The sequence below is a fragment of the Dickeya chrysanthemi NCPPB 402 genome (assembly GCF_000406105.1).
Taxonomy (GTDB): domain Bacteria; phylum Pseudomonadota; class Gammaproteobacteria; order Enterobacterales; family Enterobacteriaceae; genus Dickeya; species Dickeya chrysanthemi.
Genome location: NZ_CM001974.1, coordinates 192,519 through 209,729, shown reverse-complemented (window position 1 = coordinate 209,729; position 17,211 = coordinate 192,519). Strand labels below are relative to the sequence as shown.

The following is a 17,211-nucleotide window of genomic DNA, read 5'->3' as shown; positions in this document are numbered from 1 at the left end:
ATCAGCACAACCTTTATCGATAAAACCAGTAAGCGGTGCTCTCCACCCGCGCACCGCTGCGCAGATAGAGCCGTAATGCCGCCAGATTGCTGGTTTGGGTCGCCACCGTCAACCGGCGAATGCCGCGCTGCTGGCACCAGACCCGCGCCACCTGCATCAACCGCTGACCAATCCCCTGGCCGGTCATCCCCGGCCAGGCGGATAACACGCCGATGCGCGCCGCGTTCGGTGATGTCTGGCGTAGCGTCACAAAACCTTGCAGCGGGCCGCCTTGTCCCCCCAGCACCAGACAGGCGTCATCAAAAGTGCCATAGACCGCCTTCTCCACCCAACGGGCGTAAAACCGCCCGCAATCATCCGGTCGATACCACGGCGATCGGAACCGGCTCAGCACAAAACTTTTCGCCGCCGCCGCCCGCAGCGCCGGGATATCGCCCACTTCAGCCTCACGCACGCCGACGGCAAACACGGCACGGGCGGCGGGTACAACCGGCATACTGAAATCCACTTCGCCTTCCGCTAACCGGAATCCCAGCGCTGACAACGCATCGGCCGTTGCCAAATCGCCTGCCGCCAGTTTGGCCTGGCATAACTCATAGCGATCCAGATCCGCGGAGGTTAACGGCGGTGCGGCGTCGGCGAAGCTCAGTCTTCCGCTAATACGCTGAAAAAACTCACTTTCCCAAACCAGCGGTTCAATTTCGGCACAAATCTCAGCACGAACAGGCATAGGTCACTCCGGTTAACGCAGAATCAACAGAGGTCACCGACGCCGCTTCACCGCCAGACGCCTTTGGTGTCCACCACCCAACGTTGCGCTACCTGTTCAGGGGCAATCGCCCTGAACTGCCGGTGATCCACCAGCAACACCAGCATATCCGCCTCACTCAGCGCGCGATCGCTATTCACCAACTCCGCTTTTCCCTGCAAACCCGGCGGTAACTGCCGGATATAAGGCTCAACCACCCAGGTTGGGCCGACATGCCATTCGGCAACCTGTTCCGCGATTGCCAGCGCCGGGCTCTCGCGCAGGTCTTCCACATCGGGCTTGAATGTCAGCCCCAGACAGGCAATGCGCAGCTCACGAGCGGATTTCCCTTCCTGCGCCAGCGCGTCCGCCACCCTGATTTTCACCTGATCCACCACCCAGCCCGGTTTGGCGTCATTCACCTCGCGGGCGGTACGAATAAGACGTGCCTGCTGCGGGTGCTGCGCCACGATAAACCAGGGGTCAACCGCGATGCAGTGACCGCCCACACCCGGCCCCGGCTGCAAAATATTGACGCGCGGGTGGCGGTTAGCCAGTTGAATCAACGCCCACACATCGATCTGCTGTTCGGCGCAAATCAGCGATAATTCATTGGCAAATGCAATATTCACATCCCGAAAGCTGTTTTCCGTCAGCTTGCACATTTCTGCCGTTCGCGCATCCGTCATCACACATTCCCCGTCAAGGAAAAGGCGATACAACTCGCTGGCCCGCGCTGCGCAACGCGGCGTCATTCCGCCAATCACCCGATCCTGACTAAGCAGCTCCGCCATGATGCGGCCGGGCAACACCCGTTCCGGACAATAAGCGATGCGGATATCTGACGCAACGCCGGCCTGCTGGGGAAAGCTCAGGTCCGGGCGCGCCTGCGCCAGCCTGGCAGCCATCCGCTCGGTGGTGCCGACCGGCGAGGTGGATTCCAGAATCACCACATCTCCCGGCTTCAACACCGGCGCCAGCGACAACGCGGCGGCGTCAATAAACGAGACGTCCGGCTGATGGCCCGCTGTTAACGGGGTCGGCACTGCGATGAGAAAGGCCTGTGCCGATACCGGATGACTGCCGGCCTGTAAATATCCTTGCGCCACTGCCTGCTGCACCGCCTGCGCTAATCCCGGCTCTGCGATATGAGTATGGCCCCGGTTGATAGTCTCCACCACGTGCGGGTTCACATCCACGCCAAAAACAGCCTGTTGCCGTGCAGCCAACACCGCAGCAGTCGGCAGGCCGATATATCCCAGCCCCAGCACACAGATACGATTAAAACTCATGCAGTCACCCGGTGTTGTTTCAAAACGGAAAGAATTCGCTGGCTGGCCACTCCATCGCCATAAGGGTTGTGGGCATAGCTCATCGCCTGATACAGGGCGGCATCCGCCAACAGCCGGGACACCTCACGCACAATCGTGGCGGTATCGGTTCCCACCAGTCGCACGGTGCCGGCCGCCAGCGCCTCCGGCCTCTCGGTTGTCTCGCGCATCACCAGCACCGGTTTTCCAAGTGAAGGCGCTTCCTCCTGAATCCCTCCGGAGTCCGTCAGAATCAGCCAGGCACGATGCATAAGATAGACGAACGGCAAATAGTCCTGCGGCGTTATCAGAAATACGTTATCAATGCCGTGGAGGATACGCTGAACCGGCTCCCTGACATGGGGATTACGGTGTACCGGATACACAATCTGAATATCCGGATGATGATGGGCCAGCGCCGCCAGCGCGTGACAAATTCGCTCCATCCCTTCGCCGAAACTTTCCCGCCGATGGCTGGTGACCAGCATCATTTTTCGCGCCGGGTCCAGAAAGCGATACCTTTCCTGCAACTGAGCGTGCAATGCCTTGTCATCGGTGATCCGATCCCGAACCCAGAACAAGGCGTCAATGACCGTATTGCCCGTTACCCAGATACGGGAAGACGGCACCTGCTCTCGCCGCAAATTGCGTCGCGCAGTGGTCGTCGGTGCAAAGTGATAGGCAGCCAGGCGGCCCGTCAGTAGCCGGTTAGCCTCTTCCGGCCACGGAGACGTCAGCATGCCGGTACGCAACCCGGCCTCGACATGAGCAACCGGAACATGGTGGTAAAACGCCGCCAGGCTGGCCATCAGCGTGGTCGTGGTATCACCGTGCACCAGCATCAGGTCAGGCTGGAACGCGGTTAATACCGGCCCCAAACCCGAGAGAATACGAGAGGAAATCTCCACCAGCCCCTGATCCGGCTGCATAATATTCAGGTCGTAATCCGGCGTAATCTCAAACAGACGCAGTACCTGATCAAGCATGTCACGATGTTGCGCCGTCACACAGACGCGGGATTCAAAGAAAGTATCCTGCGACATCGCCCGTATTATCGGCGCCATTTTTATCGCTTCAGGGCGAGTGCCGAAGACCGTCAAGACTTTCACTGATGACTCTCTTTATTCCGGTTTGCCGCCACGGCAAAAAAGGGATGACCGGCCCATATCGCCATCAACACCCTGTTCACTTAACGGGTACGCCGCGCCAGCGCCAATCCGGCGCCGACCAGCAGGCCGATACTGCCCCACATCAGCAGCAGAAAACCACGGCGCGGACTCTCGCGCTGAACCGGCTCTTCCGGCGTATGCAGATAGCGGTAGGTCTGATACCGCTCAGCCAGCGCCGGGCCGCTTTCCAGCATCGCCAGCACCGCCTGACGCGGCGCGTAATCGGCATCGAATACCGGCCCGTTCGCTTTCAGCACATCCAGACGCACCTGTAACCCGCTCACGCCCTGCAAAAACAGCGCCGAGTCTGGCGGCGCTTCATCCTTCGGCTGCGAAATGCCTTGCTGACGGGCAATGGCGAGTGCTTGCATCACGCGGCGCAGATCCTGGTCATAGGCCGCACGCGCGACCGCTTCTTCCCGCTGCAACCAGGCATGTTCAAACCGAATGCGTGCCGCCCAACGCCCAGCCAGATTTTGATTCAAATGATTAACCGCACGCTGGTTGGCAAACTGCACATATTGTCGCAACAGGTTGCTGGCGTCTTGCGGGTTATCGGCCGCCAGCCTGAGGGTATCGTTGGTTTTTTTGGCGTCATCGTGCGGCACAAACTGAATATCGTTGATAAGCGTATCCAGCAGAACGGCATCCGCCTTGCCATCCCCTTGCTGACGCTCGCGGTAATAAGGCGACTGTAGCCAGAACTCACGACGGGTATCGTAAGCGCCAGCCTGCATCGCGAATTCGGTATAGGCATCCGCTACGATGGCATTACCATCCGACACGGCGGTAGCCGACGTATCCAACGAGCGTAGCCACTGTTGTTGCTCGAAAAACGTCGACAACATGGCCGCCGCCGGTTTATCGGTAACTGCGGTAGCGCGCCACACCGGCAACACCATCCAGGAATACACCAGCGCCGACAGAATAAACAACGCCGCCGAGCCGACAATCCAGCGCTTGCCTTGCCAGAGCACGCGGCAGAGCCGACGAATGTCCAGTTCATTATCCAACGACACCGCCTGAGGGGATATTTCCCGTTTCATTACGTTTCCCGCATTGATTCATCAACAATAACGATGACTTCGCCAGCGCCGGACAACACGCGCCACCCGCCACGCCCGCTTAATACAGTAGCCATAACCGCCGAACACCAACAGAAACAGCACGAACATCACGGACTCAGGCACAGCCAACATCTCGCCGACGATGCCCACGCCAGCCAGCAACGCCGCAACCAGCGTAATCAACAAACAAGCCTGACCGGGCGTCAACCCCGCCCGCATAAGCAAATGGTGGATATGCTGGCGATCCGGCGAGAACAGGCTCGTGCCTTTACGCAACCGGCGATAGACAATCGCTACCATATCCATCAACGGAATAGCGATAACCCACAACGCGGTAACCGGCCGGATGACGCTGACCGGCCCCTGAGAACCCTGCAACAGCAACCAGATAGCGGTAAAGCCAATCATGGTACTGCCCGCGTCCCCCATAAACACTTTATAACGCCGCCCCAGACACTCAAGATTCAACAGAATGTACGGCAAGGTGGCGGCAAGCATGGCGAAACTCCATAACGCCAGCACACGATTACCGTGGTGATAAAACAACAAACCGAGCCCTGCGAACAACACACCGGACACCCCGCCCAGCAAGCCATCGATACCATCGACCATGTTAAAGGCATTGATAGCCGCCCACACCACCACCAGCGTCATAAAATAACGAACCGGCCCCAGCGCGATATCCCAGGCCGGCCCCAAAATAGACCCCAGGTGCTGTAACATAAGGCCAGCCAGCGCCATCATCAATATGGCCACGACGGCCTGTACGGCAAGCCGTACGCCAATGCTGAGATCAAAGCGATCATCAAGCACACCCACCATCACCAGCAGACCTGAACACATCAGGTAAATCAGGAAATGGGGAATCGGTTCAGGAATAAGCAACGGCAACAGGCAAACGCCGATGTAAACAGAGATTCCACCAACCAACGGCACGGCGCCATGGTGGCGTTTACGGTGGTTTGGTCTGTCAACCAGACCGGTTTTTCTCGCCACGTTGCGCGCCAGCAGCAGAGAGCAGAAAGAACACAGGAATACGGCGACTAATTGAGCATTCATCATGATTTATTCACGCTTATCAGTGCCTGATGATACTACCGGGAATTATGCCAGCCGCCGCTAATTTACCAAATTTTTCAGAAAGTTCCTGCGCGTTCGGGTAACAAAACATGATGAGGTGCGAGCTCAAAGACACTGCATGTCCGCCAACACAGATAAAACCGCCCGGACAGAAACAAAAAAAACGCCACGGTATCGTGGCGTGTGGCGTTTTCTTTTATGGCATCTATGGCATAACCGGTTACGAACGTTTCATCATATCGAAGAATTCGTCGTTGGTTTTGGTCATCGCCAGTTTGTTGATCAGGAACTCCATCGCATCGGTTTCACCCATCGGATGGATAATCTTGCGCAGAATCCACATCTTCTGCAGCTCTTCGGACGTGGTCAACAGCTCTTCCTTACGGGTACCGGAGCGGTTGTAGTCGATGGCCGGGAACACGCGTTTTTCAGCAATCTTACGAGACAGGTGCAATTCCATGTTACCGGTGCCCTTGAACTCTTCGTAAATCACTTCGTCCATCTTCGAGCCGGTATCGATCAGCGCGGTGGCGATGATGGTCAGGCTGCCGCCTTCCTCAACGTTACGGGCCGCACCGAAGAAACGCTTCGGACGATGCAGGGCGTTGGCGTCGACACCACCGGTCAGCACTTTGCCGGATGCCGGCACCACGGTGTTGTAAGCACGGGCCAGACGGGTGATCGAGTCCAACAGAATAATCACGTCTTTTTTGTGCTCAACCAGGCGCTTGGCTTTCTCGATCACCATTTCGGCAACCTGAACATGGCGTGAGGCGGGTTCGTCGAAGGTTGACGCGACCACTTCCCCTTTCACCAGACGCTGCATTTCCGTCACTTCTTCAGGACGCTCATCAATCAGCAGCACCATCAGCACACAATCAGGATGATTGTAAGCGATGCTCTGAGCGATGTTTTGCAGCAGCATGGTTTTACCGGCTTTCGGCGGCGCGACGATCAAGCCACGCTGCCCACGGCCGATCGGGGCGGCCAGATCCAGCACGCGAGCGGTCAGATCTTCGGTAGAACCGTTGCCGCGCTCCATACGCAGACGCGAATTGGCGTGCAGCGGCGTCAGGTTTTCAAACAGGATTTTGCTGCGGGCATTTTCCGGTTTGTCATAGTTAACTTCGTTAACCTTCAACAGCGCGAAATAGCGTTCACCTTCTTTCGGAGGACGAATCTTACCGGAAATGGTGTCGCCAGTGCGGAGGTTGAAGCGTCGGATTTGGCTGGGGGAAACGTAGATATCATCAGGGCCGGCGAGGTAGGAACTGTCTGCGGAGCGGAGGAAACCAAAACCATCCTGCAATATTTCCAGTACGCCATCGCCAAAGATGTCTTCACCACTTTTCGCGTGCTGCTTGAGGATAGCGAAAATAATATCCTGTTTACGCATGCGAGCCAGATTCTCCAGCCCCATATTTTCGCCAAGAGTAATTAACTCAGACACTGGCGTATTTTTTAATTCGGTAAGATTCATAATGGTGGGTTCTTAAACTCGGGGTAAATCTCGAACTATTAACGTGAATGGTATGGCAGGAACATCCATGCCGCTTAACAGCCTTCAATCGTCGGCATTGTGTTGCGTGTTGCTCAGGCTCAATGGCACTGATGCTACGCACACACATGACAAAAGGTCGAAGACACCGTAAAACTAAATTAATGTAAAACTATCAGATCGCCAGAAAGGGCACTAACGCATTGAAAATTAATGATTTCCGAATCTGATATGGGATAAAACTTTAGATTCTAACTTCAGGCTCAAGCCTAAGGGCTCAAACTATAAGGTAAGTACGATATGCAGTATTGACGAATCTAGCACGCTTCCCGGTGGGCGTCCAGCGGTCAGAATGAGAAAATCTCATCCCCCCCTGCCGCCCAGGAAAGCGTAGGTGACGGATTACAGATTAGCGTTCAGAAACTCTTTCAATTGGCCCTTGGACAACGCGCCGACTTTTGTTGCGGCGACTTCGCCGTTTTTGAACAGCAACAGCGTCGGGATACCACGGATACCGTATTTCGGCGCGGTAGCCGGGTTGTCATCGATGTTGAGCTTGGCGATTTTCAGTTTGCCATCGAACTCATCGGCGATCTCATCCAGAATCGGAGCAATCATTTTACAGGGACCACACCAGTCAGCCCAGAAATCAACCAGTGTTGCATGTTCAGACCGCAATACGTCCGTCTCGAAGCTGTCGTCTGTCAGATGAATAATTTTATCGCTCATGTTTTACTCCGCAGGATTGTCTCTACCCAGTTGGTGTAGCATTAACCAACTATGAGGTTGACTTTATTTCACTGGATACGCTTTCGTAAAGCAATAGTTAACTGATATTCTACCACGCTATGAGCAAAACACACTTAACCGAACAGAAGTTTTCCGACTTCGCACTGCATCCGCAGGTTATTGAAGCTCTTGAAAAAAAAGGCTTTCATAACTGCACGCCCATTCAGGCGCTGGCGTTGCCGCTGACCCTGTCAGGCCGTGACGTAGCGGGCCAGGCGCAAACAGGAACAGGCAAGACGCTGGCGTTTCTGGCGTCTACATTTCATTATTTGTTAACTCACCCCAATTCCACCGAACGCCAGGCCAATCAACCCCGCGCCCTGATTATGGCGCCGACACGTGAACTGGCAGTACAGATCCATACCGATGCCGAAGCGCTGGCAAAGGCGACCGGCCTGCGGTTGGGGCTGGCTTACGGCGGCGACGGCTACGACAAACAGCTGAAAGTGCTGGAAGACGGCGTCGATATTCTGATTGGCACCACCGGTCGTTTAATCGATTACACCAAGCAGAACCACGTTAATATGGGCGCCATTCAGGTGGTGGTGCTGGATGAAGCCGACCGCATGTACGATCTTGGCTTTATCAAGGACATCCGCTGGTTGTTCCGCCGCATGCCGTCGGCCAATCAACGCCTGAACATGCTGTTTTCCGCCACCTTGTCCTACCGCGTGCGGGAACTGGCGTTTGAGCAGATGAACAACGCCGAATACGTCGAAGTGGAACCGGAGCAGAAAACCGGTCATCGCATCAAGGAAGAACTATTCTACCCTTCCAATGAAGAGAAGATGCGCCTGCTGCAAACGTTGATCGAGGAAGAGTGGCCGGATCGCTGCATCGTGTTCGCCAACACCAAGCACCGTTGCGAAGATATCTGGGGCCATCTGGCCGCCGATGGTCACCGCGTCGGCTTGCTGACCGGCGACGTGGCGCAGAAAAAACGGCTGCGTATTCTGGAAGAATTCACCCAGGGCAATCTGGATATTCTGGTGGCTACCGATGTGGCGGCGCGTGGCTTGCATATTCCGGCCGTCACCCATGTATTCAACTACGACCTGCCCGACGATTGCGAAGATTACGTCCATCGCATCGGCCGTACCGGACGTGCGGGTGCCAGCGGTGTGTCCATCAGCCTGGCCTGTGAAGAATACGCGCTGAATCTGCCCGCCATTGAAGACTATATCGGCCATCATATCCCGGTGAGCAAATACAGCAGCGAAGCGCTGATGACCGGATTGCCTGAGCCTAAACGCTTGAGCCGTCCGCGTACCAGCGGTGGTCCTCGTCGTCCCGGCGCGCCTCGTCGCAGCGGTGCGCCCCGTAACAATCGAAAACGACCGGGTTGAGTTGCCGATGCCGAGCGCTTCTTCTCTTTACGCCGCGATTGATTTAGGGTCCAACAGTTTTCATATGCTGGTGGTGCGCGAGGTGGCAGGCAGCGTACAGACGCTGGCTCGCATCAAGCGCAAAGTCCGGCTTGCCGCCGGGCTGGATGCCAATAATCGTCTCTCACCCGAGGCAATGCAGCGCGGCTGGCAATGCCTGGCGCTGTTTTCCGAACGGTTGCAGGATATTCCGGCGCAACAGGTGCGGGTAGTGGCGACGGCCACGTTGCGGCTGGCCACCAACGCCGACGAATTCCTTGATCGAGCCCGGCACATCCTGGGCCTGCCGATTCAGGTTATCAGCGGCGAAGAAGAAGCACGGCTAATCTATCAGGGCGTTGCCCATACCACCGGCGGGCCGGAACAGCGGCTGGTGGTGGATATCGGCGGCGGCAGCACCGAGCTGGCGACCGGCACCGGCGCCCACCACACCCAGCTATTCAGCCTGCCGATGGGGTGCGTCACCTGGCTGGAACGCTACTTTACCGATCGCGATCTGACCGTGGCGCATTTTGATCGGGCCGAACAAGCCGCCCGTGAAATGCTACAACCGGTGAAAGATATCCTGCGCCGACAGGGCTGGCAGATTTGCGTCGGCGCATCCGGTACCGTACAGGCGTTGCAGGAAATCATGGTGGCGCAGGGGATGGACGAATACATCACCCTCGGTAAACTGCGCCAGTTGAAACAGCGCGCAATTCAGTGCAGCAAACTGGAAGAGCTGGAAATTGAAGGGCTGACGCTGGAGCGAGCGTTAGTGTTTCCCAGCGGTTTGTCGATCTTGCTGGCAATCTTTCAGGAACTGGACATCGATTCGATGACACTGGCAGGCGGCGCGCTGCGGGAGGGTCTGGTCTACGGTATGCTGCACCTGCCGATTGCGCAGGATATTCGCCACCGTACATTGCAAAACTTGCAACGCCGTTACCTGCTGGATGGCGAACAGGCACAACGAGTCAGGCAGCTGGCGGACAATTTTCTGCAACAGGTTGCGCGTGATTGGCAATTGGATGGACGATGTCGAGAATTACTGAGTAGCGCCTGTCTGATTCATGAAATCGGCCTGAGCGTCGATTTTCGTCAGGCGCCGTTGCATGCCGCCTATCTGGTTCGCAACAGCGATCTACCCGGTTTTACACCCGCCCAGAAAAAACTCCTGGCGACGCTCCTGCAAAACCAAAGCAATACCATCGATCCTATTCCGCTAACTCAACAAAACGCCCTGCCGGTTAATCTGGCACAGCGGTTATGCCGCCTGCTGCGACTGGCGATTATCTTTGCCAGCCGCCGACGCGACGACACGCTGCCAGCCGTTCGGCTACGGGTGGAAGGCGAAAGCCTGCGCGTCATCCTACCCGCTGGCTGGCTCGATCAACACCCGCTGAGAACCGAAGCCCTATCGCAGGAAAGCCTGTGGCAGAGCTATGTTCACTGGCAGCTCACCATCGAAGAACACGCCATCTGACGGCAAGAAGGGGTAACAATTGGTTACCCCTCTCTTCATCTCATTGACTATTATTTACTCGATTTCTGAAATAGGAATGCGATGCCTATTTTGTCGAACACGACGTCTTAAAAATATGCATCTCTCTGTATGAAATACTGATCAGCTACTTGATTTCGGGAAAAAGGGAAAACAGATGAAAGCCATCAGATTTTCACAGCACCATACTCTGGTGTTGATAACGTCGGTATATCTGTTCAGCAATCAGGTTCAGGCTATGCCGACAAGTGAGCCAATAACGCCAGTCTTACAGGCGCTTGCGCCGTCTCTCGATGACCACAGCGTGGTGTTAGTCTGGCATACGCCAGAAGATACATCCGCTATCGCCGATTACCAAATCCTCCGAAATGGCCTACCTATCGGGCCCGCTAGCCAGAATAACGACCAGCACTCGCCGGCCAAACCATATATCAATGCATTTTATAAAAACGATGTCGGCCATTTTCACCACAGAGTGGTGATGCAAAGCTCGAAAATCGAAGGACTACAACCCAGTACCAGCTACCAGTTTACGGTACGGGCAGTCCATACCGACGGCAGTGTCTCTACTGACAGCAATGGGGTCACGGTCACCACCACCGCTAGACCACTGGTTATCGACATTACCCATTACGGTGCCAAAGGCGATGGCACCACGTTGAATACCAGTGCGATCCAACGAGCGATTGATGCCTGTCCGCCAGGCTGTTGGGTTAATGTACCACCTGGGATATACAAAACCGGTGCCCTGTGGGTGAAAAGCAACATGACGCTGTATCTGTCAAAAGGTGCGACCCTGTTTGGTTCCGACCAAGCCGCAGATTACCCAGACGTTTACACCATGAGCAATAATTCAGCAAAGATGCTACCAGTCTCGCTGCTAAATGCTGACAGTAAACCCGGTTCTAAAGCTGGAGTGTTTCAAAATGTCCGTATCGTCGGCAACGGTATCATTGACGGCAGCGGCTGGAAACACGGCATCGATAGCCAAGATGAATTGGGTAACAGCCTGCCGCAATATGTAAAGAGCAACAATAGCAATGTCAGCCAGGACGGCATTCTGGCAAAAAATCAGGTAGCGGCGGCGCTGGCGAAAGGCATAGCCCTCAAAACCGCTTACAGCCAGTATCGTTCCAACCTGATCACCCTGCACGGCGTCCAGAACGCCTACCTTGCCGATATCACGATCCGCAATCCGTCCAATCACAGCATCGTGTTCATTGGTGGCCGGAACTTGATTGAAAATGGCGTCACTCACCAGACCTTCAATGCCAATAACAGCGATGGCGTCGAGTTCACAAACAGTCAGGATATCATGGTGTTAAACAGTGTGTTCGATACCGGTGATGACTGTATCAATTTTGCGGCGGGCCTCGGGCAAGAGGCCCAAAAACAAAACCCTGCCCAAAATGCCTGGCTGTTTAATAACTACTTCCGCCACGGCCACGGTGCCGTAGTCATGGGCAGCCATACCAGTGCAGGCATTATCAATGTACTGGCGGAGAATAACGTGATGAATCAAACCGATATTGGCTTGCGTGCCAAAAGTTCGCCAGACATCGGCGGCGGCGCGCACGACATTATCTTCCGTAATAACGCGATGGCAAATCTGGCGACGCAGGCGGTTTTAGTCACATTGAATTACGTGGATGCCAATAGTTCTACTAGATATACCCCAGCCAGCGTACCGGCCAGCTTCCATCACTTTACCGTCAAAAATGTCACGGTACAGAATATCATCGACAGCAGCCCGTCAATTCAAATCGAGGGCAACAGTACTCACGAAGTCTGGAACAGCCAGTTGAATTTCTTCAACATGAAGCTCACCAACATCATGCCGACCTCAATCAGCCATTTGACGGATAGTCAGTTTAATAATGTTACCTTCAGCAACCTGAGAGCAGGCTCATCACCGTGGAAATTCAGCGCAGTGAAAAATGTCACGGTAAATGGACAAGCCGTACCCCCTGCTCATTGATGGCAACAGTACGACCTGATGACTGACAACTGTAGGGGCAGACCCGGCGTTTTTCTTTAAACGCCGTCGCGGGCTTGTGCTGGTGGTGGCATCACCAGCACAAGCTCGTCGGATCGGCCTGTCGACGCCAACGGCCATCTTAACCGCAAGAAGGGGTAACAATCGGTTAGGGGTAACAATTGGTTACCCCTTTCTTTTATCCCCTCGATTGATTTGTGATCCCTTCCGGGGAAAAAAGAAATACGGGATGTATTTTTATAAAATAGTATTTTGAAAAAAACATCCCACACGGATAAAACACCGCCATCAATTTAAAAGAGAACTAAGGAACAAGGATGAAAGTCATCACATTTTCACGTCGTTCGGCCCTTGCCTCGATAGTAGCCACATGCCTGATGAGTACACCAGCACTGGCGGCAACGGCTCAGGCACCGCAAAAACTCCAGATTCCCACACTGTCTTACGACGACCATAGCGTCATGCTGGTGTGGGACACGCCGGAAGACACGTCCAACATTACCGACTATCAGATTTACCAAAATGGCCAGTTGATTGGACTCGCCAGCCAAAATAATGACAAAAACTCGCCGGCCAAACCGTACATCAGTGCGTTCTACAAAAGTGACGCCGCGAATTTTCACCACCGAATTGTCCTGCAAAACGCTAAAGTCGATGGTCTGAAAGCCGGCACCGATTATCAGTTTACCGTTCGTACAGTCTATGCCGATGGCACAACTTCGAACGACAGTAACACAGTTACCACCACCACCACCGCTGTACCCAAAGTCATCAACATCACCCAGTACGGCGCCAAAGGCGACGGCACTACGCTCAATACCAGCGCGATTCAGAAAGCGATTGACGCCTGCCCAACCGGTTGCCGTATCGACGTTCCGGCCGGGGTGTTCAAAACCGGCGCTCTGTGGCTGAAAAGCGATATGACGCTGAATCTGTTGCAAGGTGCAACGCTGCTGGGGTCGGATAATGCGGCCGACTATCCCGATGCGTATAAAATTTATAGCTACGTCTCGCAGGTACGCCCTGCTTCACTGCTGAACGCTATCGATAAAAACAGCTCGGCTGTGGGCACCTTTAAAAACATCCGTATCGTCGGTAAAGGCATTATCGACGGCAACGGCTGGAAACGCAGTGCGGATGCCAAAGATGAACTGGGCAATACCCTGCCGCAGTACGTGAAGAGTGATAACAGCAAAGTGAGCAAAGATGGCATTCTGGCGAAAAACCAGGTTGCGGCGGCCGTGGCTACCGGCATGGATACCAAAACCGCCTACAGCCAGCGCCGCTCCAGTTTGGTCACCCTACGCGGCGTCCAAAACGCTTATATCGCCGATGTCACCATCCGCAACCCAGCTAACCACGGCATCATGTTCCTGGAAAGCGAGAATGTGGTGGAAAACAGCGTTATCCACCAGACGTTCAATGCCAACAATGGCGATGGCGTCGAATTTGGCAACAGCCAAAACATCATGGTATTCAACAGCGTGTTCGATACCGGGGACGATAGCATCAACTTCGCAGCAGGGATGGGCCAGGACGCACAGAAGCAAGAGCCTTCGCAAAACGCCTGGTTGTTCAACAACTTTTTCCGTCACGGCCACGGCGCTGTGGTGTTAGGCAGCCACACCGGCGCAGGGATTGTCGATGTTCTGGCGGAAAACAACGTGATAACCCAGAACGATGTGGGTCTGCGCGCCAAGAGCGCCCCGGCCATCGGCGGCGGCGCACATGGCATCGTGTTCCGCAACAGCGCGATGAAAAACCTGGCCAAACAGGCCGTCATCGTGACGTTAAGTTACGCCGACAACAACGGCACCATCGACTATACCCCGGCCAAAGTGCCCGCACGATTCTATGACTTCACCGTCAAAAACGTCACCGTGCAGGACAGTACCGGCTCAAACCCGGCGATTGAGATCACCGGCGACAGCAGCAAAGATATCTGGCATAGCCAGTTTATCTTCAGCAACATGAAACTCAGCGGCGTAAGCCCGACGTCAATCAGCGACCTGAGCGACAGCCAGTTCAACAACCTGACGTTCAGCAATCTGCGCAGCGGCTCTTCACCGTGGAAATTCGGTACCGTGAAAAACGTGACCGTAGACGGTAAAACCGTCACCCCCTGACGGTAAGCCTCAACACGCCGGGCCATGGCGCCCGGCGTATCCGCTTCCCGTGTTAGCCTTTGTCTCTGGCCTTCGCCAATTGAGCGCGTAGGTTCGCCAGATGGTTCTGCCCTTTCTGCATCCGCTCCTGCGGGCTGACGACTTTGCGTTCGGTTTCCCACATCACATCATCCTGCGGCAGTTCCAGCAAAAAACGACTGGGCTCCGGGCGGATCAACTCGCCGTATTGCCGCCGCTCGCGGCACAGGGTGAACGTTAACTCTTTCTGAGCCCGGGTGATACCGACGTAGGCCAGACGGCGCTCCTCGTCGACATTGTCCTCGTCGATGCTGGTCTGGTGCGGCAACAATCCTTCTTCCATGCCGACCAGATACACGTAAGGAAACTCCAGCCCTTTGGAGGCGTGCAGCGTCATCAGTTGCACCTGATCCAACTCCTCCTCGGCTTCGTTACGCTCCATCATATCGCGCAGGGTAAACCGGGTGACCACCTGAGTCAGCGTCATCGGCTCGTCCAGATCGCTGCCCTCCAGCATTTCCGTCATCCAGGTAAACAGCGTATTGACGTTTTTCATGCGCATTTCCGCGGCCTTCGGGCTGGGCGAGGTTTCGTACAACCAGCTTTCGTAATCCAGCCCGTGGATCAGATCGCGCACCGCCTTCACCGGCTCCTGCTCCGCCAGGCGGGCAATGTCACCCATCCACTGGGTGAAACGCTGCAATGACTCCAGCCCGCGCCCGCTCAGAGTCTGGCTCAGCCCCATATCGAAGCTGGCATTAAACAGGCTGCGGTTACGCTGCCTGGCCCACTCGCCCAGTTTTTGCAGCGTCGCCGGGCCGATTTCACGTTTAGGCGTATTCACGATGCGCAAAAACGCGCTGTCGTCTTCCGGGTTGGTCAGCACACGCAAGTAAGCCAGCAAATCCTTGATTTCCGGGCGAGAGAAAAACGACGTACCGCCGGAAATGCGATAGGGGATACGGTTCTGCATCAGCACCTTTTCGAACAGCCGGGACTGATGATTACCGCGATAGAGAATAGCGTAATCGCCATATTGGGTTTTCTGGATAAAGTGGTGGGCAATCAGCTCGCCCACCACCCGCTCGGCCTCATGATCTTCGTTATTGGCGGTGATGATTTTCAGCTCTTCGCCGTACCCCAGCTCTGAGTAAAGCCGTTTTTCGAACACATGCGGATTGTTGGCGATCAGGATGTTAGCGGCCTTGAGAATGCGCCCGGACGAGCGGTAATTCTGTTCCAGCTTGACAACCTGCAACTGCGGAAAATCCTGCTGCAACAGCGACAAGTTCTGCGGGCGAGCCCCTCGCCAGGAGTAAATCGACTGGTCGTCGTCGCCCACCACGGTAAAACGCGCCCGGTTGCCCACCAGCAACTTCACCAGTTCGTACTGGCTGGTGTTGGTGTCCTGATATTCATCCACCAGCAGATAACGCAGACGGTTTTGCCAGCGCTCGCGCACCTCTTCATTACGTTTGAGCAGCAACGTCGGCAGCAGAATCAGGTCATCAAAGTCCAGCACGTTGCAGGCACGCAGATGATCGTCATACAACCGGTAGCAATGCGCGAACAACCGGTCCCGCTCCGAACGCGCCTGTGCCGCCGCCTGCGCCGGGTCAATCAGGTCGTTTTTCCAGTTAGACAGGGCGGACACCAGCTGTTGCAGCAAATCTTTGTCATTTTGCAGCCACAGCTCCGTCAGCTCTTTGAGCAGCGCCAGTTGATCCTGATCGTCAAACAACGAAAAGTTGGATTTCATGCCCAGCGCCGCGTATTCGCGCTTGATGATCTCCAGCCCCAGTGTATGGAAGGTCGCAATCAGCAGACCACGCGTTTCCTGACGACCCAGCGTCTGCGCCACACGTTCTTTCATTTCCCGGGCGGCCTTGTTGGTAAAGGTCACCGCGGCGATATGACGCGCCTGATAGCCACAGCCTCGGATCAGGTGGGCAATTTTCTGGGTAATCACGCGGGTTTTGCCGGATCCCGCCCCGGCCAGCACCAGACAGGGACCGGTTACAAATTCAACGGCGTGTTGTTGGCTGGGATTCATGCGCATGGTATTTCGTGCTCGACGTTCAAACAGAAGGGGATTGTAACAGAAGAGGAGTGTAGCAAAAGTCCGGGCCGGCGCGAGGCTCCGCTAATCCGTTTCTGAACGCGCCCCGCATTTCCTTTCCTGATAAGGGGGTGCTAGGCTGTGCCTTGCAACATCGGCTTTCCCTTTGCTCAAGGAGCGTACTATGGCAAATACCGCGGCAGCATTGCACATTCTGGTGGATACCGAACAACAGGCCACCGACATTCTGGCTCAACTGGAGAAGGGAGCAGATTTCCAGCAGTTAGCAAAAAAACACTCGACCTGCCCGTCAAAGCGTAATGGCGGTGATTTGGGAGAATTCCGTAAAGGCGACATGGTGCCGGATTTCGACAAGGCGGTGTTTTCCTCCGAGCTGCTCAAACCCTTCGGCCCGGTAAAAACCCAGTTCGGCTACCACATCATCAAGGTGTTGTACCGTAACTAACCGAAGTAGAGGCGGCG

General features: G+C 55.3%; 13 protein-coding genes. 5 read left to right on the top strand and 8 right to left on the bottom strand.

The genetic code is table 11. From position 1 onward, the window contains the following. Positions 1 to 13: 13 nt before the first annotated feature. The 7 genes from rffC to trxA form a co-directional block, all read right to left on the bottom strand. The gene (gene rffC, locus DCH402_RS01035) at positions 14 to 730 is read right to left on the bottom strand and encodes a dTDP-4-amino-4,6-dideoxy-D-galactose acyltransferase (RefSeq protein ID WP_039999121.1); all 717 of its coding nucleotides are present in this window, start codon (positions 728 to 730) and stop codon (positions 14 to 16) included. A gap of 47 nt (positions 731 to 777) precedes the next feature. After that, on the bottom strand, positions 778 to 2,040 hold the full coding sequence (gene wecC / locus DCH402_RS01030) for a UDP-N-acetyl-D-mannosamine dehydrogenase (RefSeq protein ID WP_039999120.1): 1,263 nt from the start codon (positions 2,038 to 2,040) through the stop codon (positions 778 to 780). Then, positions 2,037 to 3,167 (bottom strand): non-hydrolyzing UDP-N-acetylglucosamine 2-epimerase, encoded by a 1,131-nt coding sequence (gene wecB / locus DCH402_RS01025; RefSeq protein ID WP_039999118.1) that lies wholly within the window; start codon positions 3,165 to 3,167, stop codon positions 2,037 to 2,039. The genes wecC and wecB overlap by 4 nt, the downstream gene beginning before the upstream one ends. A gap of 80 nt (positions 3,168 to 3,247) precedes the next feature. Then, on the bottom strand, positions 3,248 to 4,273 hold the full coding sequence (gene wzzE, locus DCH402_RS01020; RefSeq protein ID WP_039999116.1) for an ECA polysaccharide chain length modulation protein: 1,026 nt from the start codon (positions 4,271 to 4,273) through the stop codon (positions 3,248 to 3,250). Between the two features lie 21 nt (positions 4,274 to 4,294). Next, on the bottom strand, positions 4,295 to 5,353 hold the full coding sequence (gene wecA, locus DCH402_RS01015; RefSeq protein ID WP_040003277.1) for a UDP-N-acetylglucosamine--undecaprenyl-phosphate N-acetylglucosaminephosphotransferase: 1,059 nt from the start codon (positions 5,351 to 5,353) through the stop codon (positions 4,295 to 4,297). Between the two features lie 241 nt (positions 5,354 to 5,594). Then, positions 5,595 to 6,854: a transcription termination factor Rho gene (gene rho, locus DCH402_RS01010; protein WP_039999114.1), complete on the bottom strand. Its 1,260-nt coding sequence runs from the start codon at positions 6,852 to 6,854 to the stop codon at positions 5,595 to 5,597. Between the two features lie 420 nt (positions 6,855 to 7,274). Continuing rightward, positions 7,275 to 7,601: a thioredoxin TrxA gene (gene trxA / locus DCH402_RS01005; protein WP_039999112.1), complete on the bottom strand. Its 327-nt coding sequence runs from the start codon at positions 7,599 to 7,601 to the stop codon at positions 7,275 to 7,277. A 119-nt stretch (positions 7,602 to 7,720) separates the two neighbouring features. Here trxA and rhlB point away from each other — a divergent pair, with 119 nt between their 5' ends. From rhlB to DCH402_RS00985, 4 genes are all read left to right on the top strand, one after another. Beyond that, entirely contained in the window at positions 7,721 to 9,007 is a 1,287-nt protein-coding gene (gene rhlB / locus DCH402_RS01000; protein WP_039999110.1) for an ATP-dependent RNA helicase RhlB, read from the top strand. Positions 9,008 to 9,014: 7 nt separating this feature from the next. Then, positions 9,015 to 10,511, top strand: coding sequence for an exopolyphosphatase (gene ppx / locus DCH402_RS00995; protein ID WP_039999108.1), 1,497 nt, complete (start codon positions 9,015 to 9,017; stop codon positions 10,509 to 10,511). Positions 10,512 to 10,686: 175 nt separating this feature from the next. Beyond that, positions 10,687 to 12,507: a glycosyl hydrolase family 28 protein gene (locus tag DCH402_RS00990; protein WP_039999106.1), complete on the top strand. Its 1,821-nt coding sequence runs from the start codon at positions 10,687 to 10,689 to the stop codon at positions 12,505 to 12,507. Between the two features lie 335 nt (positions 12,508 to 12,842). Continuing rightward, a complete protein-coding gene (locus DCH402_RS00985) occupies positions 12,843 to 14,651 on the top strand; it encodes a glycosyl hydrolase family 28 protein (protein ID WP_039999104.1) in 1,809 nt (602 codons plus the stop codon). A 52-nt stretch (positions 14,652 to 14,703) separates the two neighbouring features. On the opposite strand, the gene rep is transcribed toward DCH402_RS00985, so the two are convergent. Beyond that, positions 14,704 to 16,728: a DNA helicase Rep gene (gene rep, locus DCH402_RS00980; RefSeq protein ID WP_039999101.1), complete on the bottom strand. Its 2,025-nt coding sequence runs from the start codon at positions 16,726 to 16,728 to the stop codon at positions 14,704 to 14,706. Positions 16,729 to 16,894: 166 nt separating this feature from the next. Between rep and ppiC the strand changes: the two genes are divergently transcribed. Next, complete coding sequence (ppiC, locus tag DCH402_RS00975) at positions 16,895 to 17,194, top strand: peptidylprolyl isomerase PpiC (protein ID WP_071604647.1); 300 nt, start codon at positions 16,895 to 16,897, stop codon at positions 17,192 to 17,194. The last annotated feature ends 17 nt before the right edge of the window (positions 17,195 to 17,211 follow it).